At 73.3% G+C, this 25067-nt stretch carries 19 protein-coding genes and 1 other RNA gene; 9 read left to right on the forward strand and 11 right to left on the reverse strand.

What is annotated here, in order from left to right; all coding sequences use genetic code 11:
- The first annotated feature begins 13 nt into the window (after positions 1-13).
- Complete coding sequence (locus tag RM590_RS10340) at positions 14-1033, forward strand: helix-turn-helix transcriptional regulator (RefSeq protein ID WP_311704138.1); 1020 nt, start codon at positions 14-16, stop codon at positions 1031-1033.
- Between the two features lie 242 nt (positions 1034-1275).
- Here RM590_RS10340 and RM590_RS10345 read toward each other — a convergent pair whose 3' ends face one another.
- Positions 1276-2250, reverse strand: coding sequence for a LysR family transcriptional regulator (locus tag RM590_RS10345; protein WP_311704139.1), 975 nt, complete (start codon positions 2248-2250; stop codon positions 1276-1278).
- Between the two features lie 103 nt (positions 2251-2353).
- Between RM590_RS10345 and RM590_RS10350 the strand changes: the two genes are divergently transcribed.
- Entirely contained in the window at positions 2354-3787 is a 1434-nt protein-coding gene (locus RM590_RS10350) for an MFS transporter (protein ID WP_311704140.1), read from the forward strand.
- Here RM590_RS10350 and RM590_RS10355 read toward each other — a convergent pair.
- From RM590_RS10355 to ftsE, 6 genes are all read right to left on the reverse strand, one after another.
- On the reverse strand, positions 3682-5535 hold the full coding sequence (locus RM590_RS10355) for a penicillin-binding transpeptidase domain-containing protein (protein WP_311704141.1): 1854 nt from the start codon (positions 5533-5535) through the stop codon (positions 3682-3684). The genes RM590_RS10350 and RM590_RS10355 overlap by 106 nt on opposite strands.
- A gap of 426 nt (positions 5536-5961) precedes the next feature.
- Positions 5962-6332: a transfer-messenger RNA gene (gene ssrA / locus RM590_RS10360) on the reverse strand.
- Positions 6333-6392: 60 nt separating this feature from the next.
- The gene (gene smpB, locus RM590_RS10365) at positions 6393-6878 is read right to left on the reverse strand and encodes an SsrA-binding protein SmpB (RefSeq protein WP_311704142.1); all 486 of its coding nucleotides are present in this window, start codon (positions 6876-6878) and stop codon (positions 6393-6395) included.
- 47 nt (positions 6879-6925) lie between these two features.
- Positions 6926-8029: a S41 family peptidase gene (locus RM590_RS10370; protein ID WP_311704143.1), complete on the reverse strand. Its 1104-nt coding sequence runs from the start codon at positions 8027-8029 to the stop codon at positions 6926-6928.
- 78 nt (positions 8030-8107) lie between these two features.
- On the reverse strand, positions 8108-9022 hold the full coding sequence (gene ftsX / locus RM590_RS10375; protein WP_311704144.1) for a permease-like cell division protein FtsX: 915 nt from the start codon (positions 9020-9022) through the stop codon (positions 8108-8110).
- Between the two features lie 20 nt (positions 9023-9042).
- Complete coding sequence (gene ftsE, locus RM590_RS10380) at positions 9043-9732, reverse strand: cell division ATP-binding protein FtsE (protein ID WP_311704145.1); 690 nt, start codon at positions 9730-9732, stop codon at positions 9043-9045.
- A gap of 187 nt (positions 9733-9919) precedes the next feature.
- Here ftsE and RM590_RS10385 point away from each other — a divergent pair, with 187 nt between their 5' ends.
- The gene (locus RM590_RS10385; RefSeq protein WP_311704146.1) at positions 9920-10114 is read left to right on the forward strand and encodes a hypothetical protein; all 195 of its coding nucleotides are present in this window, start codon (positions 9920-9922) and stop codon (positions 10112-10114) included.
- Positions 10115-10190: 76 nt separating this feature from the next.
- Here RM590_RS10385 and RM590_RS10390 read toward each other — a convergent pair whose 3' ends face one another.
- The 4 genes from RM590_RS10390 to RM590_RS10405 all read right to left on the reverse strand — a co-directional run bounded on the left by RM590_RS10390 (position 10191) and on the right by RM590_RS10405 (position 15286).
- The gene (locus tag RM590_RS10390) at positions 10191-10799 is read right to left on the reverse strand and encodes an LPXTG cell wall anchor domain-containing protein (protein ID WP_311704147.1); all 609 of its coding nucleotides are present in this window, start codon (positions 10797-10799) and stop codon (positions 10191-10193) included.
- A 260-nt stretch (positions 10800-11059) separates the two neighbouring features.
- On the reverse strand, positions 11060-12166 hold the full coding sequence (gene prfB, locus RM590_RS10395; RefSeq protein ID WP_311704148.1) for a peptide chain release factor 2: 1107 nt from the start codon (positions 12164-12166) through the stop codon (positions 11060-11062).
- 23 nt (positions 12167-12189) lie between these two features.
- The gene (locus RM590_RS10400; protein WP_311704149.1) at positions 12190-13461 is read right to left on the reverse strand and encodes a serine/threonine-protein kinase; all 1272 of its coding nucleotides are present in this window, start codon (positions 13459-13461) and stop codon (positions 12190-12192) included.
- A 115-nt stretch (positions 13462-13576) separates the two neighbouring features.
- Positions 13577-15286: a serine/threonine-protein kinase gene (locus tag RM590_RS10405; protein WP_311704150.1), complete on the reverse strand. Its 1710-nt coding sequence runs from the start codon at positions 15284-15286 to the stop codon at positions 13577-13579.
- A 390-nt stretch (positions 15287-15676) separates the two neighbouring features.
- On the opposite strand from RM590_RS10405, the gene RM590_RS10410 reads away from it, so the two are divergent.
- From RM590_RS10410 to RM590_RS10435, 6 genes are all read left to right on the forward strand, one after another.
- The gene (locus tag RM590_RS10410) at positions 15677-18127 is read left to right on the forward strand and encodes an FtsK/SpoIIIE domain-containing protein (RefSeq protein ID WP_311704151.1); all 2451 of its coding nucleotides are present in this window, start codon (positions 15677-15679) and stop codon (positions 18125-18127) included.
- Positions 18128-18342: 215 nt separating this feature from the next.
- Positions 18343-19710, forward strand: a complete 1368-nt coding sequence (locus RM590_RS10415) for an ABC transporter substrate-binding protein (protein ID WP_311704192.1) — start codon at positions 18343-18345, stop codon at positions 19708-19710.
- A 29-nt stretch (positions 19711-19739) separates the two neighbouring features.
- Positions 19740-21041, forward strand: coding sequence for a carbohydrate ABC transporter permease (locus RM590_RS10420; RefSeq protein WP_311704152.1), 1302 nt, complete (start codon positions 19740-19742; stop codon positions 21039-21041).
- On the forward strand, positions 21038-21961 hold the full coding sequence (locus RM590_RS10425) for a carbohydrate ABC transporter permease (protein WP_394813840.1): 924 nt from the start codon (positions 21038-21040) through the stop codon (positions 21959-21961). Before RM590_RS10420 ends, RM590_RS10425 begins: the two co-directional genes overlap by 4 nt.
- A gap of 229 nt (positions 21962-22190) precedes the next feature.
- Positions 22191-24416 (forward strand): bifunctional glycosyltransferase/CDP-glycerol:glycerophosphate glycerophosphotransferase, encoded by a 2226-nt coding sequence (locus RM590_RS10430; RefSeq protein WP_311704153.1) that lies wholly within the window; start codon positions 22191-22193, stop codon positions 24414-24416.
- 56 nt (positions 24417-24472) lie between these two features.
- The gene (locus RM590_RS10435; protein ID WP_311704154.1) at positions 24473-25063 is read left to right on the forward strand and encodes a helix-turn-helix domain-containing protein; all 591 of its coding nucleotides are present in this window, start codon (positions 24473-24475) and stop codon (positions 25061-25063) included.
- Positions 25064-25067 lie beyond the last annotated feature (4 nt).

A 25067-nucleotide genomic window follows, 5' to 3' on the forward strand; every position in this document is an offset into this window, starting at 1 on the left:
GGGGGGCACGGGGGTGACGGGGGAACCGGACGAGAGCGCGGCCGAGTCGTTCGACGACGAGCTGGACCCGGTGACCGTGCGGGTCTACCAGTTGCGGGTGACGCATCCGACCGACCTCGCCGGCCAGTTGGCCGCCCGGGCGGGGCTGACCGCGGCCGATGTGTCGCGGGCCGAGGAGCGGCTGTCCCGGCTGGGCCTGCTCCAGCCGTCGCCGGGCGGCGGCTGGGTGGCCGTCTCCCCGGAGAGCGCGGCGGAGTCCCTACTGGCGCCGCTGGAGCAGGACATCTTCGAGCAGCGCATCGCGATGGCCGCCGCCCGCGAGCAGTTGCTGGCGCTGTCCGGGGACTATCTGGAGGCGCGCAGCCTGCGGTCGGCCCGCAGCAGCATCGAGGTGGTCAAAGGCATCGACAACATCCGCGCCGTGATCGACGACCTCGCCCGCACCTGCACCGAGTCGCTGGACGCGCTGGTGCCCGGCGGCGGACAGAGCGACGCGGCCATCTCGGCCGCCACGCCGCTGGACCTGGAGCTGCTGGCGCGCGGCATCCGCATCAGGTCCCTCTTCCAGCACAGCGCGCGCCGGCACCGGGCCACCGTTCAATACGTGCAGACGATCAACTCGGCCGGCGCACAGGTGCGCACGGCCGGCGTGCTGCCGTCCCGCATGCAGATCTACGACCGCACGTGCGCCGTTCTGCCGCTGGATCCCCGGCACACGGGCGCCGGCGCCGCGGTGATACGCGACCCCGGGGTGCTCACCTTCCTGTGCAAGATCTTCGACCACTCCTGGGCGGAGGGCGTGGAATTCACCGAGGCGGAGCCCGCGAACGGCCGGGGCGGGGAGCCGTCCAACCTGGAGCGGGAGGTGCTGCACCTGCTGGCCGGCGGGCGGACGAACGAGGAGATCGCGCAGCGGCTGGGCATCTCCCAGCGGTCCGTCAGCCGGATCGTGGCGCAGCTCATGACGCGGCTGAAGGCGACCAATCGCTTCCAGGCGGGCGTCCGCGCGGTCCGCAACGGGTGGCTGGCCTAGGGCCTGTATCGAGTTCCCGGTCGGATCAGCCCGCGGCGTCAGACGCGGTGCCCCCCCAGGCCCTTGGGGGCCTGGGAGGTACCCCCAGCAAGGCACCGGATCGCAGCTCATACCCGGCCGTATTCGCGCGATTCGGCTGGGGGCACCTCCCAGACGGAGTCTGGGGGAGCGGCGAGGTGCCGTGACTGGCGTCGCGGGCCCGGACGGGAACTCGATACAGGCCCTAGGCACCCCTTGGCCGGTCAGCCCGCGGCGGGCAGGTCCAGCAGCTCGTGGTCGGCCGTCGGCAGCCACCAGTCGGCCGGACGCTCCAACCAGCCCTCGGCGGCGGCCAGTTCATCGGCGGCGGCGGTCAGCGCGGCCAGCCCGGGGTGGCGGAGGTCCCGGCGCCAGACCATGGAGACCGGCGACAGCGGCACGGGGTCGGTGAGCGGGCGCAGCACCATGCCCGGCACCCCGATGAACTCCTCGCTGGCCAGCACCGACCAGCCCTGCTTGCGCACCACCCGGTTGAACTCCGCCTCGCCCTCGATCTTGGGGAACGGCGGGGCCAGTTCGATGTCGCGCCCGGCGAACAGGCTGCGCGCGTAGTCCGTCCACTCGGTGGTCTCCTCGTTGCCCGCCGCCGCGTACAGCGTCTCGCCGGCCAGCGCGGCGAGCGGGATCTCGGACCGCGCCGCCAGGGCGTGGCCGACGGGCAGCAGCACCGCCAGCCGTTCCAGGCGGATCAGCCGGTGCGCGAGGCCGGCGCGCACGGCGGGCGGCAGGCCGGCGACGCGGCCGAACGAGACGTCCACCCGGCCGGCGGCGATCTCCGTCGCGCCGCGCGCGAGGCCGCTGTGGAAGCGGGCGACGAACTCCAGCTCCGGCGCGGCCCGGCGGGCCTGGACCAGCACCCGGTGCCCGGTGGCGACGGGCGCGGCCACGTCCACGACGAGCGGCCGGTCGCCGCCCGCGCCCAGGGCACCGGCCAGCTCGCCGTAGGCCGCCAGCACGCGGCGGGCGAGCGGCAGCAGCCGGGTGCCCTCGGCGGTGAGCGCCACATGCCGGGTGTCGCGGACGAACAGCGCCGTGTGCCACTCCCGTTCCAGGCGCCGCACATCGCGGCTCAGGGCCTGCTGGGCGACGAACAGCCGGGCGGCGGCGCGGGTGAAGTGCAGCTCCTCGGCGACCGCCACGAAGGCACGCAGGAGCCGGGGGTCGGTGTCGTGGCGCACGGGATCATTCTCGCCCACCGCCCGTGATTGACAACAGGAGTGCGTGAATGGGCGCTGATCAGGTGTTGGACGCCCCGCTGCGGGCGCGGCCAGGGTGGACGGCATGTCGCACTCCCGCACCGCCCCACCCGCAGTGGCCGGACGCTCCTCCCTGCTGACCGTCAGCGGCGGAACGCTGATCGCCGCCGGGCTCGGCGGCCCACCGCCGCGGCGGGGCCGCGGGCGCCGCGCGCCGCGCTGGCTGGCGCCCTACGCCCGGCTGTTCGCCGAGCCCGGGGCGCTGGCGTTCACCGTGCCCAACCTCATCGCGCGGCTGCCCTCCGGCATGTTCAGCGTGGCCGCCGTGATCATGATCACCGCGCACCACGACTCGTACGCGCTGGCCGGGGCCGTGGTGGCGACTGGTCTGGCGGTGTCCACCGTGACCGCGCCGCTGATCGCCCGGCTGGTGGACCGGCACGGCCAAGCCCGGATCGCCGTGCCCGCGGTGGCGACGTCCTGCGCCGGGCACGCCGCGCTGCTGGCCTGCGTGGTGTCGGGGGCGCCGGTGTGGAGCTACTTCTGCTGCGAGCTGCTGACGGCGGCCATGCCGAACACCGGCGGAATGTCCCGCGCCCGCTGGGCGCACATCCACCGCGGCTCCTTTCCCGAGCGGGTCGCCGCCCGGCACACGGCCAACTCCTTCGAACAGGCCATGGACGAGCTGTGCTTCATGTGCGGCCCGGTGCTGGCCGCGTTCCTGTGCACGGCGCTGTTCCCGGAGGCGGGCACGGTGACGGCCACGGTGCTGCTGTTCGGCGGGACGGTGGCGTTCGCGGCACAGCGGCGCACCGAACCGCCGGTGGCGCGGCGGGCGGCGGGCGGCCCCGCGCCGGTGCGCGCGCCGGGGATGGCGGCGCTGCTGGCAACGTTCGTCTGCACCGGCGCGCTGTTCGGCTCGATGGAGGTCGTGACCATCGCCTTCGCGGACGAGCGGGGACAGCAGGGCTGGGCGGGCGTGGTCCTGGCGGCGCAGGCCGCCGGGTCGGCGACGGCCGGACTGCTGTTCGGGCTGCTGCGGCCGGGCGGCTCGGTGCGGAGCCGGTTCGTGGTGTGCGTGGCGGCCATGGCCGTGCTGATGTCCCTGCTGGCCCCGGCGGCCCGTGCCGAGTCGCTGCTGCTGCTGGCGCCGGTGCTGCTGGTCGCTGGCATGGCCACCGCGCCGACCATGGTCACCGGGATGACGCTGGTCCAGGACGTGACGCCGGCCGGCCGGCTGAACGAGGGCATGACCCTGGCGGTGGCGGCGCTGCTGGGCGGCATCGCGCTCGGCTCGGCGGGCGGCGGCATGGTCGTGGAGGCGCACGGAGCCGTCGCCGGCTACTGGTTCCCCATGGGGGCGGCGCTCGTGGCCGCCGCGGTGGCCGCGGCGGCACACGGGCCGCGCCCGGGTCAGAGGGCGCGCAGGAAGTCCGCGGCGAGCGGCCCGGCGTCGGAGCCGCCGGAGCCGCCGTCCTCCAATATGACGGCGAAGGCCAGGTCGCGGTCGCCGAGATAGCCGATCATCCAGGCGTTGGTGGACAGTTCGCCTTCCTCGTCGGTGAACTCGGCGGTGCCGGTCTTGCCGTGCGGGTCGCCCGGCACACCCTGGAGGGCCGAGGCGGAGCCGTCGGTGACGGTGTCCCGCATCAGCGTCCGCAGCGCCTCGACGGTCTCCGGGGCGAGCCGGGCCTCCGCCTCGTGCCGCTCGGTGACCGCGTCGGGCACGAGCACCGGCTGCCGGAACGTGCCGTCGGCGACGGTCGCCGCGACGGACGCCATCACCAGCGGGCTGGCCTGCACCCGGCCCTGCCCGATCAGCGAACCGGCGAGCTGGTTGGGCGTCTCGGCGACGGGCACGGCACCGTCGAAGGTGACGGCTCCGACGTCCCACACCGCGCCGATGCCGAAGGCGGCGGCGGTCCGGTTCAGCGAGTCGTTCTCGAAGCGGTCGAGATTGTCGATGAACGCGGTGTTGCAGGAGGCGGTGAACGCGTCGTGCAGCGTGGTGTCCGGGCCGAGCTCGAACTCGTCCTGGTTCTCGAAGCGCTGGCCGTCCACCGTGACGTACTGGGGGCAGCCCAGCACCTCGTCGGGGGTCGCGCCGCCCTCCAGCAGGGCGGCCGTGGTCACCACCTTGAAGGTGGAGCCGGGCGCCAACTGCCCTTGCAGCGAACGGTTGAACCCGTCCTCCGGCCAGTCCGCGGCGGCCAGCACGTTCCCCGTGGAGGGCTGCACGGCGACGATCGACCCGGCCCGCCCCAGATCGGCGAGCGCCGCCTCGGCCGCCCGCTGCACCTCCAGGTCGAGCGTGGTCTGCACCGGCGTGCCGGGCTCGCCGCCCTCCTGCTCGTACAGCGTGTCCACGGCGTCGCCCGACTCGCGGTCGGCGATCACCACGGACGCCGCGGGCGTTCCGGTGAGCTGCTCGTCGTACCTGCTCTGGAGACCGGACGCGCCCGCGCCCGTCTCCGGGTCCAGCCCGCCGACCAGCGGCCGGGCAGCGTGCGCCAGCGGGCGGCTGCCCTCGGCGAACTGGAGCCCCTCGACGGCGCGCAGCGTGTCCTCGTGCTCCCGGAAGTCCGCGTCCCGCAGCGTGATCACCGGCACCGCGTCATCGGGCCCGGCCTCGGCCACGCGGTCACCCAGCGCCTCAGTGTCGATCCCGGCGTCGAGGCCGTCCAGCGCCCGGTACGCCGCGTCCGGATCGCTGAGCAGCGCCGGCCAGATGCTGATGTCCCACACGACCGAGGGTCCGGCCAACTGGCCGCCGTCGGCCGCGAGTATCGGCGCGCGCTCCTGCTCCTCAACCGAGAGGACCAGCGTCTGCCCGTCCTCCAGCTCCGGGTGCACCAGCGCGGACTCCCAGCGCACGGTCCACTCCTGCGCGCCCTCCTCGGCGGACAGCATCAGCGCGCTGGACTCATACGACCACTCCCCGACCCCGGCCAAGGTGAACGTGGCGGTGAACGGAACGGACAGCGCCCCCTCCTCGCCCTGCTCGGCGACCTCGTCCGATGTCTCGAACGCGACCGACTCGGGCCGCATGTTGGTCTGGACGGACTCCAGCAGCGACTTGGCGCCGGCCGGATCGTCGGTCAGCTCCGCGGCGGCGTCGACATCCCCGGCGGCCCAGGCGTCCAGAAACGCGTCGGCCTCGGCCCGCGCCTGCCCCTCCCGGTCCTCGCCATCGCCCCCACCCAGCAGAAGTACGGCGACCACCGCCAGCACGGCGACAACGGCGATCCCCGCGATGAGCGCGCTCAAACGCGCACGATTCCTCCCCATGACGCGCACCCTACCCCCGCCCACCGACAACATCCCGGAAGAGGGAATGTGACCCCGATCCCACCGAGGCCCCGAAGGGGGTGCGGGCGGCAAAGCCCCCGCCCCGCGAGGCGAAGCCGAGCAGAACACGACAAAGGCGACGCCGCCCGCACTTTTCCACCGGCACACACCGCCCACCCACCCCCAAAGGGGGTGCGGGTGGCAAAGCCCCCGCCCCGCGAGGCGAAGCCGAGCAGAACACGACAAAGGCGACGCCGCCCGCACTTTTCCACCGGCACACACCGCCCACCCACCCCCAAAGGGGGTGCGGGTGGCAAAGCCCCCGCCCCGCGAGGCGAAGCCGAGCAGAACACGACAAAGGCGACGCCGCCCGCGCTTTCCGCGGGCACACGTCGCCTGTCGCATTTGTGGAGATGGCGGGAATCGAACCCGCGTCCAACGAAGTGGAAGGAGGGCTTCTCCGAGCGCAGTCCGCTTCGATTTTCTCGGCCCCGGAGATCACGCGGACAAGTCTCCGACGGGCCCAGTCACTGTTTGTTGTCCCTCAGGCTCCCGTGACCGAAGCCCTTGGTGAGTTCCCTAGCTGATGCCAGGTCCCGGAGCGGGAACGCCCCCGGGCTGACACTTCGCAAGTCGCTGCTCAGGCAGCGAGGGCGAAGGAATCGCGCTTAGTGTTGGCGATTATTTTTTCGCGGCACGTGGTTAACGAGATCATTGCCGCGTTCCTCGGCTCGCTTCCCCTGCTTCGACATCCGCTGTCGAAACCGATCATCCCCATGTTGAGTTAACAAACAGCCCGCCGCGATGCTTCCCGACGATGCTCGGTCCAGTGTACGTCACGCGCGCTGCCGGCGGCGAGCCGCCGACACCGCGCGGTCCGCCTCCCGGCGGTCCTGCTTCTCCCGCAGCGTCTGCCGCTTGTCGTACTCCCGCTTACCGCGCGCCAGCGCCACCTCGACCTTGACCCGGCCGTCCTTGAAGTACAGGGCGAGCGGCACCAGCGTGACACCCGTCTCCTGCGTCTTCCCGATCAGCTTGTCGATCTCGGACCGGTGCAGCAGCATCTTCCGCTTGCGGCGAGCGCTGTGGTTGGTCCAGGTGCCCTGCGCGTACTCCGGAACGTGCACGTTGTGCAGCCAGACCTCGCCGCCGTCGATCTGCGCGAAGCCGTCCACCAGGGAGGCCCGGCCCATGCGCAGCGACTTCACCTCGGTGCCGGTCAGTACCAGTCCGCACTCGTACGTATCCAGAATGTGATAGTCGTGTCGCGCCTTCTTGTTCTGCGCGATGAGCTTGCGCCCCGTGTCTTTCCCCTTAGCCATGACCTTCCCACTCTACTGGCTGAGGAGTCCGAACCGCTCCGAATAGATCAGCGCCCGGCCGCCAGCCCGTCCAGCACCGTGCGGGCCTCGGCCTCCGCGTCCTCGCCCGCGTCGACGACCAGGTCCGGCACGATGCCGCCGTCGTCCACGGTCCGGCCGGAGGGGGTGGCGTAGTGCCCCACGGTCAGCTCGGCCACCGAGCCGTCCGGCTGCTCGCTCGGCATCTGGACGGTCCCCTTGCCGAACGTGCGCGAGCCGACGATCACCGCGCGGTTGCGCTCCTGGAGGGCGCCGGTCAGCAACTCGGCCGAGCTCATCGTGCCGCCGTCCACCAGCACCACCAGCGGGGTCGCGGTGTCGCCGCCGCGCTCCGCGTGCAGAGCGTGTTCGGTGCCGTACACGTCGTAGGTGGCGACCAGGCCGCCGTCGAGGAAGACGGAGGCGGCGTCGGCGGCCTCCGTGAGCAGCCCGCCGGCGTTCCCCCGGAGATCGAGCAGGATCCGGTCGCCCTCCGGCAGCGCCTCCACTGCCGAGCGCAGGGCCTCGGCGGAGCCCCGGGTGAACGCGCTGACGTGGATGCGGGTGACGCCGGGCACGTCCCGGTCGACGGTCACGGGCTCGACGGACAGCCGGGCGCGTTCCACGTCGGTCTCCCAGGCGCGGCCGTCCCGTTCGAGGCCGAGCAGCACCGTGCTGCCGGGGCCCGCCTGCTCCGCCTGGTCGCTGCCGCGCAGCCGCTCCACGGCATCGGTGACCGGGCGGCCGTCCAGGCCGGTGCCATCGATGGTGCGGATCTCGTCGCCGGGGCGGATGCCGGCGCGCTCGGCCGGGCTGCCCGCGTGGACCTCGCTCACCTCGATCCGGCCGTCGGCGGTGCGGATGACCGCTATCCCGGTCCCGACATACTCGCCGTCGAGGCGCTGCGCCACCTCCTCGTACTCCTCCGCCGAGTACGCCGCCGCCCACGGGTCGCCGCTCCGGCTCACCACCTGCCCGGCGTCCCCGCCGGCCGTCAGCTCGGTGCCGTCCGCGGCCTCCGGCCACGAGCCGGTGGCCGCGCCGGTGGCGAGCACGCCCGCGAAGACGCACGCCAGCGCCGCACCCCGCCGGACCCGGCGGCGGGACGACATATCGTGACACGGTCGTGACATGGTGCGGAGTGTAGGACACATAACGGGGGCGGATGGGAGTTGGACGAGAAGGCGCGGCAGGGAAAAATCACATCTGCCTTACACCTTCAGGTACTTGCGCAAAGCGAAGAAAGCTGCAATGGCGGGCATGAGCGCACCCACGGCCAGCACATAGGGCAGAACCGACAACACCGCGTCCCAGCCGATGAAGTCGATGACCGGGATCCGTTCGGCGAGGAAGTTGTTGATCGCGAAGTACTTGACGCCGACCAGCAGGAAGCAGGCCAGCACCGCGCCGAGCACGCCCGCGATCGTCGCCTCCAGGATGAACGGCAGTTGGATGTAGAAGCTGGAGGCGCCCACCAGGCGCATGATGCCCGTCTCGCGCCGGCGGCTGAACGCGGAGACGCGCACGGTGTTGACGATCAGCAGCAGCGCCACGACGAGCATGAGCGCCATCAGGCCGAGCGCCGCGTAGTTGACGCCGTTGAGCAGATTGAACAACGGCTCGACCGTGGAACGCTGGTCCGTCACCGACTGCACGCCGTCGCGCCCGGCGAACGCCGAGGAGATCACCTCGTACTTGGTGGGGTCCGTCAGTTTGATGCGGAACGACTCCTGCATCTGGTCGGGGGTCACCACCGCCGCGATGGGCGAGTCCTCCTGCTGTTCCTGGTAGTGCTCGTACGCCTCTTCGGCCGACTCGTAGTAGACCTCCTCGACCAGCGGGTGCTCGTTCAGCTCGGCCTCGATCTCGGCCTTCTGCTCCTCGGTGACCGCGCCCCGGGTGCAGCTCGGGTCCTCGGTCTCCGCGTCGTTGGCGTTGCAGAAGAAGATCGACACCTCGACCCGGTCGTACCAGTAGTCCTCCATGCTGTTGACCTGCTCGCGGGCGAGAAGCGAGCCGCCGAGCAGGCCCAGCGACAGGGCGACGGAAACGATCACCGCGAAGGTCATCGTGACGTTGCGGCGGAGACCGACCCCGATCTCCGACAGGACGAAGTGGGCGCGCATGGCGTCCTTTCAGTACTCGGTCAGTGCTGGTAGCCGTAGACGCCGCGCGACTGGTCGCGGACCAGCCGGCCCCGTTCGAGCTCGATGACGCGCTTGCGCATCTGGTCCACGATCTGTGCGTCGTGGGTCGCCATCACCACTGTGGTACCGGTGCGGTTGATGCGGTCCAGCAGCTTCATGATGCCCACGGAGGTCTGCGGGTCGAGGTTGCCGGTCGGCTCGTCGGCAATCAGCAGCATGGGGCGGTTGACGAACGCCCTGGCGATGGCGACGCGTTGCTGCTCGCCACCGGAGAGCTCACCGGGCATCCGGTCGTCCTTGCCGCCGAGTCCGACGAGGTCGAGCACCTCGGGGACGGTCTTGCGGATCTGGCCGCGCGGCTTGCCGATGACCTCCAGGGCGAACGCGACGTTCTCGCCGACGGTCTTGTTCGGCAGCAGCCGGAAGTCCTGGAAGACGGTGCCCAGTTGGCGGCGCACCTGGGGGACCTTCCAGTTGGACAGCCGGCCCAGGTCCTTGCCCAGCACGTGCACGGTGCCGGTGCTGGCCCGCTCCTCGCGCAGTATCAGCCGGAGGAAGGTGGACTTGCCCGAGCCGGACGAGCCGACCAGGAAGACGAATTCACCTCGTTCGATCTCCAGGGAGACATCGTGCAGCGCCGGCGCGTTCTGCCGGGGGTACGTCTTGGAGACGTTGTCGAATCGGATCACGGTTACACCATGTCAGGGCTGGGTACATGCGAGAGGCTCCCCCCTCGCTGGGGCAGACCATACGCGAAGCTGCGCTTGGTCCGCAGGCAGCGCCCCAAAGCATCCCCTTTGTCCAGATCTGGGTTCTGCGTTTCCGGCCCGACCCTGGCACAGTAGGAAGCGAGGGGAGATGAGAGGAGACGATCGCATGACCGCCGACTGGCTGGTATGCGCCAACTGCGCGGGGCGGGTGAGCGAAGGCCGCTGCGCCGTCTGCCGGGCCGAGCTGGCCCGGCTGCGCCAGGAGCGCGGCCCGTGGGCCGCCTTCGGCAGCCCGGCGGCGCTGGTCGCCCTGCTGCTGACGCTGGCCGCCGTCGCCTTCCTGGTGACGCGGCCCGCCTGAGAACGGCACGCGACGGGCCCGGAGCAACGTATCGCTCCGGGCCCGTCGCGCTGTGTCAGGGACTACCGGTCCGCCATCAGGCGGTGGTCATGCCCTTGTTGATCAGTCGCGGCAGGTAGCGGAAGGCCACACCGCCGGCGATCATGGTCGCGGCGCCGATGATCAGCAGCGTCTGGTTGGTCGAGGAACCGGTCTCGGCCAGCTCGCCCTCGCCCGCGTCCTCGGCCGGGGCCTGCGGCTCGGTGATGTCCTCGGTCGGGTCGTCCTGCTCGATGGGGGAGCTGCCGCCCTCGGTGTCGGGGTCGAGACCACCGCTGGTGGAGCCGCCCTCGTTCACACCCGCGACGGTGCCGCCCTGCTCGCCGTCCTGACCGCCTTCTTCGCCGTCCTGACCGCCTTCTTCGCCCTCCTGGCCGCCTTCGTCGCCGTCCTGGCCGCCTTCGCCGCCCTCGATCACGCCGACGATGGTGCCGCCGTCGTCCTGGCCACCTTCGTCGCCGTCCTGACCGCCTTCGTTGCCCTCGATCACGCCGACGATGCCGCCGTCAGCGCCACCGACGAGACCAACGATGGATTCTTCCTGAGCCTGAGGCCCCTGCTCGGCCGGGTCGTCCGCCGAAGCGGTGCCGACCACGGCGAGGGATGCCCCCGCGGCGAAGATCGCGGCCGCGGCCACGCGCGCCATGTTGGCCCGGGTCTTGGGACTGGCCATGTATCCACTACCCCCTGTAGCTGTTCGTTTGGTGACAACGTCCCGTCTCTGGGGCAGCCTCACGCAAGGGCAGCGCGGGCGGTAGGGGGTCTCCTGAGACTCTCACTCGGCCCTCGCGCAACACGCACCCCAGAACATAGGCATGCCAAGCGATTAGCTTTCCCGGTGAGCGGACAGTCGTCAAGCAGGATGTCCGGTAAATACCCGTCCGCTGGATGGAAGTTGCGTGAAGGTTACTTCTCGCGCTGCTTGCGCCAGCGGATTCCCGCTTCGAGGAAGTCATCGATATCCCCGTCCAAAACGCCCTGGGGGTTTCCGACTTCGTGTTCCGTGCGCAGGTCCTTGACCATCTGGTACGGCTGGAGAACGTAGCTGCGCATCTGGTTGCCCCAGGAGTTGCCCCCGTCGCCCTTCAGGGCGTCCATCTTCGCCTGCTCCTGGGCCCGTTGATGGGCCAGCAGGCGGGCCTGGAGGACGCGCATCGCGGCGGCGCGGTTCTGGATCTGGGACTTCTCGTTCTGGCAGGAGACCACGATGCCGGTCGGGAGGTGGGTGATGCGCACCGCGGAGTCGGTCGTGTTCACCGACTGGCCACCGGGGCCGGAGGACCGGAAGACATCCACCCGGATCTCGTTCTCCGGCACCTCGATGTGGTCGGTCTGCTCCACGACCGGCAGCACCTCGACGCCGGCGAACGACGTCTGGCGGCGGCCCTGGTTGTCGAACGGGGAGATGCGCACCATGCGGTGGGTGCCCTGCTCCACGGAGAGCGTGCCGTAGGCGTAGGGCGCCTTGACGGTGAAGGTCGTCGACTTGATGCCGGCCTCCTCCGCGTACGAGGTGTCCAGCACCTCGGTCGGGTACCCCTTGCGCTCGGCCCAGCGCAGATACATCCGCTGCAACTGCTCGGCGAAGTCCGCCGCGTCCACGCCGCCGGCCTCGGCCCGGATGGACACCATGGCCTCGCGCTGGTCGTACTCGCCGGACAGCAGGGTGCGGACCTCCAGTTCGGCGACCGCCTTCTGCACTGCCTCCAGCTCGCTCTCGGCCTCCCGGCGGGCGTCCGCGTCGTTCTCCGCCTCGGCCAGCTCGAACAGCACCTCGACGTCGTCGATCCGGCCGTGCAGCTCCTCGGTCTTGCGGAGCTGGCCCTGGAGCAGGGACAGCTTGCTGGTGACCTGCTGGGCGCGCTCGGGATCGTCCCAGAGCGTGGGTGCCGCGGCCTGCTCTTCGAGCGCGGCGATGTCGGCCCTCAGCCGGTCGAGGTCGATCACGGCCTCGATCGACTCCATGGTGGAGGTGAGGGACTTCAGAGCTTCGGAAACGTCGAGGAGTGCCACGCCCCCAGCGTAACCGCTGGCGCTCAGGGGGCGCCCGACTCGTCCATCTCCTCCACTCCGGGACCGCCGCCGCCGTCGTCGGCCGGGTCCTCGCCCCCGCCGCCGAACAGCAGCCAGCCGCCCAGCGCTCCGGCGGCCAGCAGCCCGGCGGCCGTCACCGCCAGGCGCCGCTTGCGGCGGGCCGCGGCGCCGTGCCGGGCGGAGCCGGCCCGCGGCTGCCCGGCCGGGCGGATGGTGCGCGCGGTGCCGTGCGCGCCGCCCGCCAGCTCCTCCGCGTCCGGAACCCGCATGCGGGTGTGGGTGGCGCGCTCGGAGTCGGGGGCGGCGCCGCGCACGAGCGGCACCGCGGCGCGGGTCGCGGTGCCGGAGGCGGCGCCCGCGGGCACGGCGGCGCGGTCCGCGTCCGCCGCGGCGGGGTCGGCGCCGGCGTCCCCGGTGGTGGCGGGCACCGGGTCGCCGATGTCCAGCGGCGGCAGCCCCTCCACTGCGGGCAGCAGCTCGCGCAGCCGGGAGGCGAGCTCGACGGCGCGCAGCCGGGAGGCGGGCGCCTTGGCCAGGCACTGCTGGATGATCTCCCACAGCTCGCGCGGGATGCCGGGCAGCTCGGCGGCCTTCTCGGTCACCTGGCGGCGCAGCACCGCGCCCGGGTGGCCGCCGCCGAACGGCGTGAATCCGGCGAGCAGTTCGTACAGGACGGTGACCAGCGCGTAGATGTCCACGGCGGCGCGCGGCGGCAGGCCCTCGACGATCTCCGGGGCCATGTAGTCGGGGGTGCCGACGACGCCGCCCTTGCCGCCGTGCCGGGGCTCGTCGATGAGCTTGGCCACCCCGAAGTCGGTGAGCAGCGCGGTGTGCCCGCCCGCGGCGGTGTCGAGCAGGATGTTCTCCGGCTTGACGTCGCGGTGCACGATGCCGGCCGCGTGCGCCACGGCCAGGCCGCTGGCCACGCCCGCGGTGATGGCGACGGCCTCGTGGGGCGCGAGCCGGCGCTCGCGGTCCAGGTGAGTGCGCAGGTCGGGGCCGCGGACCAGGTCCATCACCAGGGCGATGTCGCTGCCGTCGGGGCCGCCGATGATCAGCTCGCGGACGCCGACGATATGGGGGTGCTCCAGGCCGAGCAGCGCGTGCCGTTCATGCGCGAAGCGCTCGGCCAGCTCGGGATCCGCGGCGAGATCCTCGCGCAGCACCTTGATCGCGACCGGGCCCTCGGGACCCTCGCCGAGCCACACCGTTCCGGCGCTGCCGCGGCCGAGCACGCGATGGGTGGTGTAGTGGCTGCCGATGTTCCGTGCCATGGCGTGAGGCTACGACGCCGCTCCGACAACGGCGGCGGCAGCGCGCCCGGCTTGCCCGGTTTTATTGGCATGCCCCGGAGAAATTCCACCCCGAGAAGTCGATAAATCTCCGAGGTCATTCATTATTCGGCAGGCCGTCCTGGATCTCTTCGGTGCGCTGGTTCGCTTCTTCGATCAGTCCCATCCATTCGCGGACCTCGTCGAACCAGTCCGTGACCGTGTCCCAGAAACTCTTGCCGTCGGCAATCCACTCCTGAAGGGGTGTGAAGTTCCACACAAGAAAACAGATCACGACCAGGATGAGCACCATGAACAGGCAGCCCTTGAGACAGCCCAGCCCGGGGATCCGCATGGGGTTCGCGCTGCGTGACCGGGAACGCGGCTCGCGCGGCTCGCGGCGCGGCTCGGCACCCCGGCGGGGCGCCGGCTCCTGGTAGGGCGGCGGCACCGGGCGCTGGTACTGCTGGGGGTAGGGCTGCTGCGGCTGCTGGTACTGCTGCGGCGGGTAGCCGTAGCCCTGCGGGGGCGGCGGCGCCTGGCGGCGCTGCGGGCGGCGCGGGGGCTGCGGCTGCTGGTACTGCTGCGGCTGGCGGCGCGGCGCCCGGTGGAGCGGGTCCTGCCCCGGGTCCACCGGCTGGACGCGGGTGGGCTCGTTGCGGTCGCGGGCCGCGCGCATCTGGTCCTGCCAGGGGTGCGGGCCCTCGGGCTCGGGCGCCCCGGGGGTGGGCATCGCGCGGGTGACGTCCAGACCGGGGTCCGACTGCCGCGACGGCTGCTGGGGCGGCAGCACGCTGGTGGCCGCGAACGGGTCGGCGGAGCCGGAGCCGCCGGGCAGCGCCTGGGTCGGCTCGGCGGAGCCGGGCGGGCTGATGCCGGTGCCGGGCACCCGGACCGGCGCCGAGTCGGGCGTGAGCAGCGCGGTCACGCCGAGCGCGGCGCTGCGCTGCTCGGCGGTGGCGTGGTCGGTGATCCCGGCGGCCACGGTGCGCAGGGCGCGGGCCAGGCCGGCGGCGCCGGGGCGCTCGTCGGGGCTCTTGCGCAGACAGCAGTCGATCACCGTCCACAGCGGGCCGGGCATGCCCGCCGGCCTGCGGGGCTCCTCGGTGATGTGGCGCTGGAGGACCTGGAGGGTGCTGCTGCCGCTGAACGGCGGGTGGCCGACGACCAGTTCGTACAGGAGGATGCCGGCGCTGTAGATGTCCACGGCCGAGGTCTGCGGGCGGCCCTCGGCGGACTCGGGGGCGACGTAGGAGGGCGTGCCGACGAACTCGTGGGCGCGGGTGACCCCGGGGGAGTCCGCGAGGCGCGCGATGCCGAAGTCGGTGAGCATCGGGCGCAGCGGGCCGGATTCGTCCCCGGCGCCGGCGAGGAGCACGTTCGCCGGCTTGAGGTCGCGGTGGACGACGCCCTTGGCGTGCGCGGCGGCCAGCGCGTCGGCGATCTGGGCCGTGAGCAGGGCGGCGCCGACGGGGCTGAGCGGGCCGTTGTCCCGCAGATAGCGGTGCAGGTCCGGACCGTCGATCAGGTCCATGACCAACGCGATCAGGTCGCCCTCGACGACCAGGTCGCGGGTGCGCACGATGTTGTCGTGCTCGTCGCTGCCGAGCCGGAGCAGGACGGCACGCTCGCGGAGGAAGCGCATGACGACGTCGGGGTCGTGCGCGAGCTCTTCCTTGAGCACCTTGACGGCGACCTCTTCGCCCGGCTGCCCGGGGACGGCCGCCTCCTCGCCCGCGGCCTCCCGCTGGCGCGCGCGCCACACGGTGCCCGTGGCGCCGCGTCCGAGCGGCTCTTCAAGCAGGTACTTGCTGCCTACCGGCCGCACGTGTGCTCCCTGATGCTTCGCTGGTGGTACCGAGACCCGAGCCACCTACTGTAGTGGCGCCGCCCGGGTGACCGGCGGGCCGCCGAGGGGGCGGCCCACGGAGTGGAGGACGCGGGCGCGGGGGCGCGCGGTTGCCGCCGGGGGCGGGGCCGGGCTGGGTCGCGGGGGCGCCCCTGTTGGCCTTACGATCGCCGGGCCCCAGGCCGAGTTGGCGTTCCCCACCGATCAGATCTGGTCATATCCGGCCAATCAAGATCATTAAGCGTCGGTGACGGGACGAGCTGTCAGTGGCGGGTGCGAGGATGCTTTCAGCATCACCATCCGATGCGACGACTCACGCGGTCGGGAGCGTGAACGGCCGGGGCTGGCGAGTGACCGGGAGGGCCGCCGATGCAGATCAGGTTGACCGTTCTCGGACACGGCGACGCCACCACCGGCGTCGATGTCGATGTCACCGCTCCCGCCGACACCCCGCTGGCGGCCGTGCTCGGCCCGCTCGCCGCCGCGGTCACCCCGGGCGCGGCCCCGCCCGGCGCGGTCTTCTGCGAGGACCAGCGGCTGGACCCCAAGGACACCGTCCTGGGCCGGCCGCCGCTGGTGGACGGCGCGGTCCTGGCGTTCCACCGCCCGCAGGAGGGCCCGGGCCGGGAGCCGGTGCCCGCCACCCTCCAGGTCGTCTCCGGGCCGGACGCGGGCGGCGTGCACCTGCTGCGCGGCGGCGAGGCGCGGATCGGCAGATCCGCGGAGGCCGACGTGCCGCTGGACGATCCCGACGTCTCCCGGATGCACTGCGCCCTCGCCCTGGCCCCGGACGGCACCGTCACCGTCACCGACCTCGGCTCCACCAACGGCACCCTGCTGGACGGCGCCCCGGTGCGCCGCGGTCCGGTGCCCGTGCGCTCCGGCGCCCTGCTGCGACTGGGCGAGTCCGTGCTGCGCGTGGAGACCAGCGGCGTCGCCGCGCCACCGCCGCCGCCCCAGCCGCCGCGCGGCGGGCGGCGCGGGCTGGCCGGCTGGGCGCGCGGCCGGCTGGGCGGCGCGGCCGAGCCGGGCGAGCGGGCCCCGGCGGCGGCCGGGCCCCGCGAGGACGCGGGGGACGCCCGGTGGCCGGATCTGGCCGCCGTGCTGCTGATGGCACTCGACTCCGGACCCCGGCTGTGGGAGCGCGACGGGGACCACCCCGACGCGTTCACCGTCCGGCTCGGCACCACCCAGCAGGCCCCCGGCGTACTGCCGCCGGTCACGGTGGCCCTGCCCCGGGCCGGCTCGCTCGGGCTGGCCGGGCCCCGGGAGCGGATCACGGGCGTGGCCCGCGCGGTGCTCGCCCAGCTCGCCGCCCTGCACCCGCCGAGCGCGCTGGAGCTGGTGGCGCTGGCCGTCGGCCGGGCCCCGGACTGGTCGTGGCTGGGCTGGCTGCCGCATCTGCGCCCGGCGCGCGGGCAGGACTGCCGACTGCTGCTCGCCTTCGACGCCCGGCAGGCCGCGGCCCGCGCCCGGGAGCTCACCGATCTGCTGGACCGGCCGCCCGGCGGGCGGCGCACCGTCGTGCTCGTCGACGGCGACCCCGGCGAGCCGGAGACGCGGGCCGCGCTGGTGCGGCTGGCCGAGGAGGGCCCGGCCGTCGGGATCCATGTGCTCGCGCTGGCCGAGGCGCCGCCGGCCACCGCCCTCTCCCCGCTGAACGAGACGCTGGCCGCGGCCGGGGCGGCCTCCCCCGTCTTCCGCGCCTGCGGCACCGCCGGCGTCCTCAGCGGCCCGGTCGCCACGGCGCTGCGGCTGGTCGGCCCGGCGGGCGTCGCGGGGGCGACGGCCGGGGCGGACGCGGTGTCGCCGGCCTGGGCCGAGCGGTTCGCCCGGGCGCTGGCCGCGGTCGGCGAGGACGCCGCCGGGGTGGCGCCCGCGGCGGCTCCGCTGCCGGAGAGCTGCCGGCTGCTGGACGCCCTGGAGCTGGGCCGGGTGACGCCGGGCGCGCTGCGCGAGCGGTGGGCCACCGGCGCCGGGCTGCCGGTGGTGCTGGGCGCGGGCGTTCAGGGGCCCGTCACGCTGGATCTGGCGGAGGCGCCCGGGCCGGTGGCCGTCGAGGGCGGCGCGGGGTCGGGGCGCACGGAGCTGCTGAGCGCGCTGGCGGCGTCGCTGGCCGCCGCCCAGGCCCCGGAGGACCTGTCGCTGCTGCTGGTCGAGGGGTCCGGCGAGGGGCTGCGGCCGTGCGCCGAGCTGCCCCATGTCACCTCTTATCTGGGCGCGACGGATCCGGTGCGGATGCGGGCGTTCGCCCAGGCCCTGCGCGACGAGCTGAAGCGGCGGGCCGCGCTGCTGGGCGAGGCGGACTTCGCCGCGGCCCGGGCGCGCGGCGGCCGGGCCGCGCGGGCGGCGGCCGACGGGCCGCTGCCCTGGCTCGTCGTCCTCGTCGACGACTACGACGCGCTGGCCGCGCCCGCGCTCGGCGCGCCGGGCCGGCCCTCGGCCGGTTCGGTGGTGCGGGCGCTGGACGCGGCGGCCCGGGAGGGGCCGCGGCTCGGGGTGCGGCTGGTCATGGCCGGCGGCATCCCAGCCGCGGCGATACGCGTGGCCCTGAGCGGCCGGCCGCCCGGCCGGGCCGAGCTGCGGGGAGCGGCGGGCCCGGCCACCGCGTTCCAGGCGGGCCGGGTCACGGCCCGGATCCCGCGCACCTCGACCCTGCGGCCCACCGTCGCCCGGCTGGACTGGGCGCGGGCCGGCGACCCGCCCGCCCGCCGCCCGGTGCGCGAGCTGGGGAACGGGCCGACGGACGTCGCCCTGCTCGCGAGCGCCGCCACGCGCGCGGCGCGGACCGGCCACGCGGCCACCGCGAGCTTGGTCTGAGCCACCATCACCTGCCGCCCCGCGCCTCTACCGGACATGTCCGCCGATGACCATGCCCAGGGGTAACATCATGATCACAAAGGGCACTTGAGAGCCGTCCCGGTCTTGCTCGCATCCGCTGGTGAGCGTAGGAACGTTCGCCGTAGGACGTGCGGCGTGGCAGGCCCTGCGCTCGGTAGGGCATTGCCGCACCAGATGGGGTGAGGGCGGTGCTCATGCACGAACCGGGCCGGATGTCCCGGCGGAAAGGCACCCGCGTTGCGGCGGCGGTGATCGCGGCGGGCGCGCTGACGCTGACCGCGTGCAGCGATGACGGCGACGCGACGCCGAGCGGCAGGGAGTCCACGATCGAACTGCCCGACCTCAGTGGTCAGGAGCTGGAGGTCTCGGGGGTCTGGACGGGTGCCGAGCGGGACAACTTCATACGGGTACTGGACGAGTTCGAGGCGCTCACCGGCGCCTCGGTGAGCTATGTGCCCAGCGGGGACAACGTCTCGCAGTTCGTCGGCACCAAGATCGAGGGCGGCTCGCCGCCCGACATCGTGTTCGTGCCCCAGCCGGGCGTGCTGCACGAGTTCGCCGAGAACGGCTGGATAGCCCCGGTCGGCGACTCGGTGCAGGAGCAGTTGGACGCGAACTTCACGCAGGGCTGGCAGGACCTGGCCTCCCACGAGGGCACGCAGTACGGCGTCTATGTGAAGGCGGCCAACAAGTCGCTGGTCTGGTACAGCGCCACCGCGTTCGAATACGCGGGCGTCGAACCGCCGGAGACCTGGGACGAGTTCGTGGCCACCGCCTGGACGCTGTGGGAGTCGGGCACCACCCCGCTCTCGGTGGCCGGCGGCGACGGCTGGACCCTCACGGACTGGTTCGAGAACATCTACCTTTCCCAGGCCGGGCCGGAGATGTACGACCGGCTGGTCGCGCACGAGATCCCGTGGACGGATCCCAGCGTGGCCGACGCGCTGACCACGCTGGGCGAGGTGTTCGGGGAGTCCCGGCTGCTGGAGAACGGGACGGAGGGGTCGCTCCAGACGCTGTTCCCGGATTCCGTCACCCAGACGTTCATCGATCTGACGGCGCCGGACGCCGGGATGGTCTTCGAGGCCGACTTCGTCGGGGCCGTGATCACCGACAGCACGGACGCGGTGATCGGCGAGGACGCCCGGGTGTTCCCGTTCCCGGCGGTGGGCAGCGAGTCGCCCGTGGTCAGCGCGGGCGACGCGGCGGTGGCCGTGGCGCCGGACGGCGAGGCCAGCGAGGCGCAGCAGGCGATGCTGACCTTCCTCGCCTCCACGGACGCCGCCCGGGTCTGGGCGGGCGGGGGCGGCTTCGTCTCCCCCAACAAATCCCTGGAGTTCGAGGCCTACCCCAACGACGTGCAGCGCGGCATCGCCGAGGCGCTGATCGCGGCGGGCGACGACTTCCGCTTCGACCTGTCCGACCAGACGCCGGCCGCGTTCGGCGGAACGACGGGCCAGGGCATGTGGCGGGGCCTTCAGGACTTCCTGCGCAACCCCGAGGACATCGCGGGGGCCCAGGAGTACCTGGAGTCGCAGGCGGCCGAAGCCTACGGCGAGTGACGAACCAGACGGACGGAGACTGACTTTCCATGGCATCCGGCAAAGTGGCGGTGATCAGGGCCCGGCCCTGGGCTGCCGCGTGCTTTCTGCTGCCCGCGCTGCTGCTGCTGGGCGCGCTGGTCGTCTACCCCATCGGGTACTCGATCTGGCGGAGCCTCTACGACGCGTCGGGCGACTCGTTCGTCGGGCTCGACAACTTCCAGGAACTGTTCACCAACGACGCGATCAGGACCGCACTGCGCAACAACCTGATCTGGATCGTGGTGGCCCCGACGGTGGCCACCGCGCTCGGCCTGGTGTTCGCCGTACTGACCGAACGGATCCGGTGGGCCACCGCGTTCAAGCTGATCGTCTTCATGCCGATGGCGATCTCGATGCTGGCCGCGGGCATCATCTTCCGGCTGGTGTACGAGCAGAACCCGGACCGGGGCCTGGCGAACGCGGTCATGACCACGGTCCACGACACGTTCGCCGAGAGCTCCTCGTGGCCCGACGCGCAGCCCCGCCCGGGCGGCTCGGTCGAGGTCCAGGAGGACGGCTCGTACGTGCTGCTGCCGCCGGCCGACGCGAACGCCCCGGCGCTGCTGCCGCTGGTCGCGGTGCCGCAGCCGGAGCTGGCCGACGCCGAGCCGGCCGCCGTGCCCGAGAGCGGGAACGGCGAGATCAGCGGCGCGGTGTGGATGGACTTCACCCGGGGTGGCGGGGGTACGCCGGGCGCTGTCGATCCCGAGGAGAAGGCGCTGGCGGGCATCACCGTCGAGGCGGTGGTGGACGGCGAGGTGATCGCCGAGGCGGAGACGGCCGAGGACGGCACGTTCACGCTGCCCGCCGAGGCCGACGGCGCCCAGCTTCGGCTGCCGTCGGACAACTTCACCGCCCCCTACAACGGCGCCGAGTGGCTCGGGCCGAACCTCATCACCCCCGCGATCATCGGCAGTTGGGTGTGGATGTGGGCCGGGTTCGCGATGGTGCTGATCGCCGCGGGGCTGGCGAGCGTGCCCCGGGAGACCCTGGAGGCCGCGCGCGTGGACGGCGCCAACGAGTGGCAGGTCTTCCGCCGCATCACCGTTCCCCTGCTCGCCCCGGTGCTGGCGGTGGTCATGGTGACGCTGATGATCAACGTGCTGAAGATCTTCGACCTGGTCTACGTCATCGCGCCCACCTCCGTTCAGGACGAGGCCAACGTGCTGGCCCTCCAGCTCTATCTGACCTCCTTCGGCACCGACACCCATCAGGGCGTGGGCAGCGCGATCGCGGTGTTCCTGCTGCTGCTCGTGGTGCCGGTGATGATCATCAACGTGCGTAGGCTGCGACGGGAGAACCAGCGGTGACCGCTCCCACCAAGACCGCTCAACTGCCGAACCCGGCGGACGTCCCGGCGCCGGCCGGCGGACCGCCCCCGCGGTCCCTCGTCTCCCGGCTCGCCTCGCTGGCCGCGGGCGGCGGGGTACGGGTGATCCTCGTCGTGCTGGCCGTGGTGTGGCTGCTGCCCACCGCCGGGCTGTTCGCCTCCTCCTTCCGCGACTCGCGGGACATCGCCTCCACGGGCTGGTGGGAGGTACTGACCGACTTCGACCAGTTGACCTGGCAGAACTACGACGCCCTGATCAACAACGACAACTTCACCAGCTCGATCTGGACTTCGGTGGCCATCACCGTTCCCTCCACGATCGCGGTGGTGGTCCTGGGCGCGCTGGCCGCCTACGCGTTCGCCTGGCTGGACTTCCCCGGCCGCGACTGGTGCTTCCTGCTGGTCGTGGCGCTCCTGGTGGTCCCGGTGCAGGTGGCGCTGATCCCGGTGGCCCGGCTGTTCAACTCGCTGGGCATCTTCGAGACAACGCTCGGCGTGGTCATCTTCCACACCGCCTTCGGGCTGCCGTTCGCCGTCTTCCTCCTGCGGAACTTCTTCGCGGAGATACCCCGTGAGCTGCTGGAGGCGGCGCGCCTGGACGGCGCGGGCGAGCTGCGGCTGTTCACCCGGGTGGTGCTGCCACTGGGCGGCCCGGCGATCGCGGCGCTGGCGATCTTCCAGTTCATGTGGGTGTGGAACGACATGCTGGTGGCGCTGATCTTCTCCGACTCCGGCTCCCCGCCGATGACGGTGGCGCTCCAGCAGGAGATGCGGCAGTTCGGCAGCAACTTCGACGTCCTGGCCCCCGGCGCGTTCCTGACGATGCTCATCCCGCTGGCGATCTTCTTCGCCTTCCAGCGGCAGTTCGTCTCCGGGGTGATGGCGGGCGCGGTGAAGTAGCCGGGCCGGCCGGCGACCGCCGGCACCCGAGCACACGACGAAGTACGCGAACGAGCACACGACGGGCGGCCGCCGGCACACACAGCCGGCGGCCGCCCGCGTTGCTGAGCCGAACGGGCGAAAGGGGCACGACGACACCCCGGGCTCCCCGGAAACCCACACCGGAAGAGCGATTGTCGGATGGTCCGCTATTCCGTCACGCCGTTTCCGGAAGCCCCTGGATGTCATCGTGCCCCGCTTCAGCATCATCGTTCCCGCCCATCAGGTGCAGGCGTACCTCCCCACCTGTCTGACGTCCGTGCTCGCCCAGGACTTCCGGGACTTCGAGCTGATCGCGGTGGACGACGCGTCGCCGGACGCGTGCGGCGACATCATCGCCGAGACGGCCGCCGCCGACGCCCGGGTCACCGGTCTGCGCCTGCCCCGCAACGCGGGTCCCGGCCCCGCCCGCAACGCCGCCCTGGACCGGGCGAGCGGGGAGTACGTGCTCTTCCTCGACGGCGACGACACCCTGGCGCCCGGCGCCCTGGCCGCCGTCTCCGCCCGCCTGGCCGACGCCGGCGAGCCCGACCTGCTGCTGTTCGACCACGTCCGCGTCGCCTGGCACGGCGCCGTCGCGCCCGGCGTCCGGCCCGGGCTCCTCGCCGACCGCGGTCCCGCCGCTGCCGCCCGTCCCCTGGCCGAACGCCCCGCGCTGCTGCGGCTGCCGCCCGCCGCCTGGGCCGGCGTCTACCGCCGCGATCTCGTCGAGGGGCTGGACCTGCGCTTCCCGCCCGGCCACTACCAGGACCTGCCGTTCGTCTATCCCGCGCTCGCCGCCGCCGCGTCCATCGCCGTGCTGGACCGGGTCTGCGTGCGCCACCGGGGACGGCGGCACGGCGGCCGGACCCGCACCGCGGGCCGCCGCCGCTTCGACGTCCTCACCCAGTGGGACCGGGTCTTCGACCGGCTCGCCACCCTGCCCGACGGCGACCGCTGGCGGCCCGCGCTCCACCGCCGCATGGTCGATCACCTCACCGCCGTCTACCGCGCGCCGGACCGGCTGCCGGCCGCCGACCGCGCGGAGTTCTTCCGGCGCGGCGCCGCGCTCTGCCGCCGCCACCGCGCCGCCGCGGGGGCCACGGCCCTGGGCGGCGGGCGGCGCCGGAGGGCCGGGCTGCGGACGTTGCTGCTGCGCCTCGGCGCGCGGCGCGCGTTCTCCCTACTGCTGTCCTGGCACCGGCTGATGCGCCGGGCGCGCGCCCGCACCCGCGGCCGGCTGCGCGCCGCCCTGCTCGGCGCGCACTACCGGCTCCAGTTGTGCCGCCCGCTCGACCGCCGGCTCGCCGTGTTCACCAGCGACGGCGGCGCCTACGCGGGCGATCCGGCCGCCATCGAGGCCAAGGTGCGCCAACTCGCCCCCGCCATCCGGACCGCCTGGATCACCGGCCCCTCCCCCGGCCCGCTGCCCGCCGGCGTGCGCCCCCTGGTGCCGGGCACCGCCGCCCACCGGACGGCGCTGGCGCGCGCCCGTTTCCTCGTCAGCGACTGCGACTTCCCCGACACGCTCGTCAAACGGCGCGGCCAGCGCCGCCTCCAGACCCACCGCGGCACCCCCGTCGCGCACACGGGCCTGGACGCGCCGGGCCGCGATCTGCCCCGGCTGCTGCGGCAGATCGACGGCTGGGACTACTGCCTCTCGCCGAGCCGGCACGCCACCCTCGCCCGGGAGGGCGCCTTCCCGTCCGCCTATGTGACGCTCGAGTTCGGCTCGCCGCGCGCCGATCTGTTCCACACCGCCACACCGGCCGGGGTGCACCGCGTGCGCGCCGCGCTCGGCGTTCCCGAGGGCGTGCTCGCCGTGCTCTACGCCCCCGCGCCGCGCGGCTACGACCGCGCCCGGCCGCCGTTCGACCCCGGGCGGGTGGCCCGCGAACTCGGCCCCGGCTTCCTGCTGTTGGTGCACGCCCCCGGCGGTCCCCAACGCGCCGGCGCGGGCGTGCTCGACGTCACCGCGCACCCCCGGCCGGAGGAGCTGTGCCTGGCGGCGGACGCGCTGGTCACCGACTACGCGCCACTGCTCTTCGACTACGCCGGGCTGGACCGGCCGATCATCCTGCACGCCGACGACTGGGAGGCGTACCGGGCCGTGCACGGCGCCTACCTCGATCTGCCGGCCGCCGCGCCCGGGCCGGTCACCCGCACCGAGGCCGAACTGGTCGCCGCCCTGTCCGGTCCCCGGCTGTGGACGGACCCGGAGGTCGCCGCGCGGCGGGCGGCGTTCCGGCGGCGCTTCTGCCCCTACGGCGACGGGTTCGCGGCCGAACGCGTCGTGCGCCAGGTCTTCCTGGACGGCCGCGGCATCCCGCCCGTCGTGCCCCACGAGGACCGCCGTCCGGTGCCGGGCGCGGTCACCGTGCGCGGCGCCTCGGCCCCGCGTCCGCGTTCCGCCCACCCCGCCTGCGCCCGCGGCTGAGCCGCCTCGCGGCAATCGTTGTTGCCGTCCTGGGGACGGCCGGGTGGAATGGCCGCATGGCCCAGGAGTTCTCGGCGGAGATAGGCGACGTCCTGGCCGGGGTCGGTCCCCGGCTGCGGCGGCTGCGTTCGCGACGGGGGGTGACGCTGGCCGCGCTCTCGGCGGCCACCGGCATCTCCACCAGCACCCTGTCCCGGCTGGAGTCCGGGCAGCGGCGGCCCAGCCTGGAGTTGCTGCTGCCCATCGCCCAGGCCCACCAGGTGCCGCTGGACGAGCTGGTGGGCGCGCCCGAGGCCGGCGATCCGCGCGTCCGGCTCTCGCCGCGCATCGCCCACGGCAGGACGGTGGTGCCGCTCACCCGGCAGCCCGGCGCGCTCCAGGCGTTCAAGATCATCGTCCCGGGCGGGCGGCAGGATCCGGACCCGAAAACGCACGAGGGCTATGAGTGGCTGTACGTCCTGGCCGGGCGGCTGCGACTGGTGCTCGGCGACCGGGATCTGGTGCTGCGGCAGGGCGAGGCGGCCGAGTTCGACACGCGGCTGCCGCACTGGTTCGGCAGCGCTGACGAGCAGCCCGTGGAGATCCTCAGCCTGTTCGGCAGCCAGGGCGAGCGCATGCACGTCCGCGCCCGCCCCAGCGGCCGGTGATGAG

It is taken from the genome of Streptomyces litchfieldiae, from assembly GCF_031845365.1.
Classification (GTDB): Bacteria; Actinomycetota; Actinomycetes; order Streptomycetales; family Streptomycetaceae; genus Streptomyces; species Streptomyces litchfieldiae.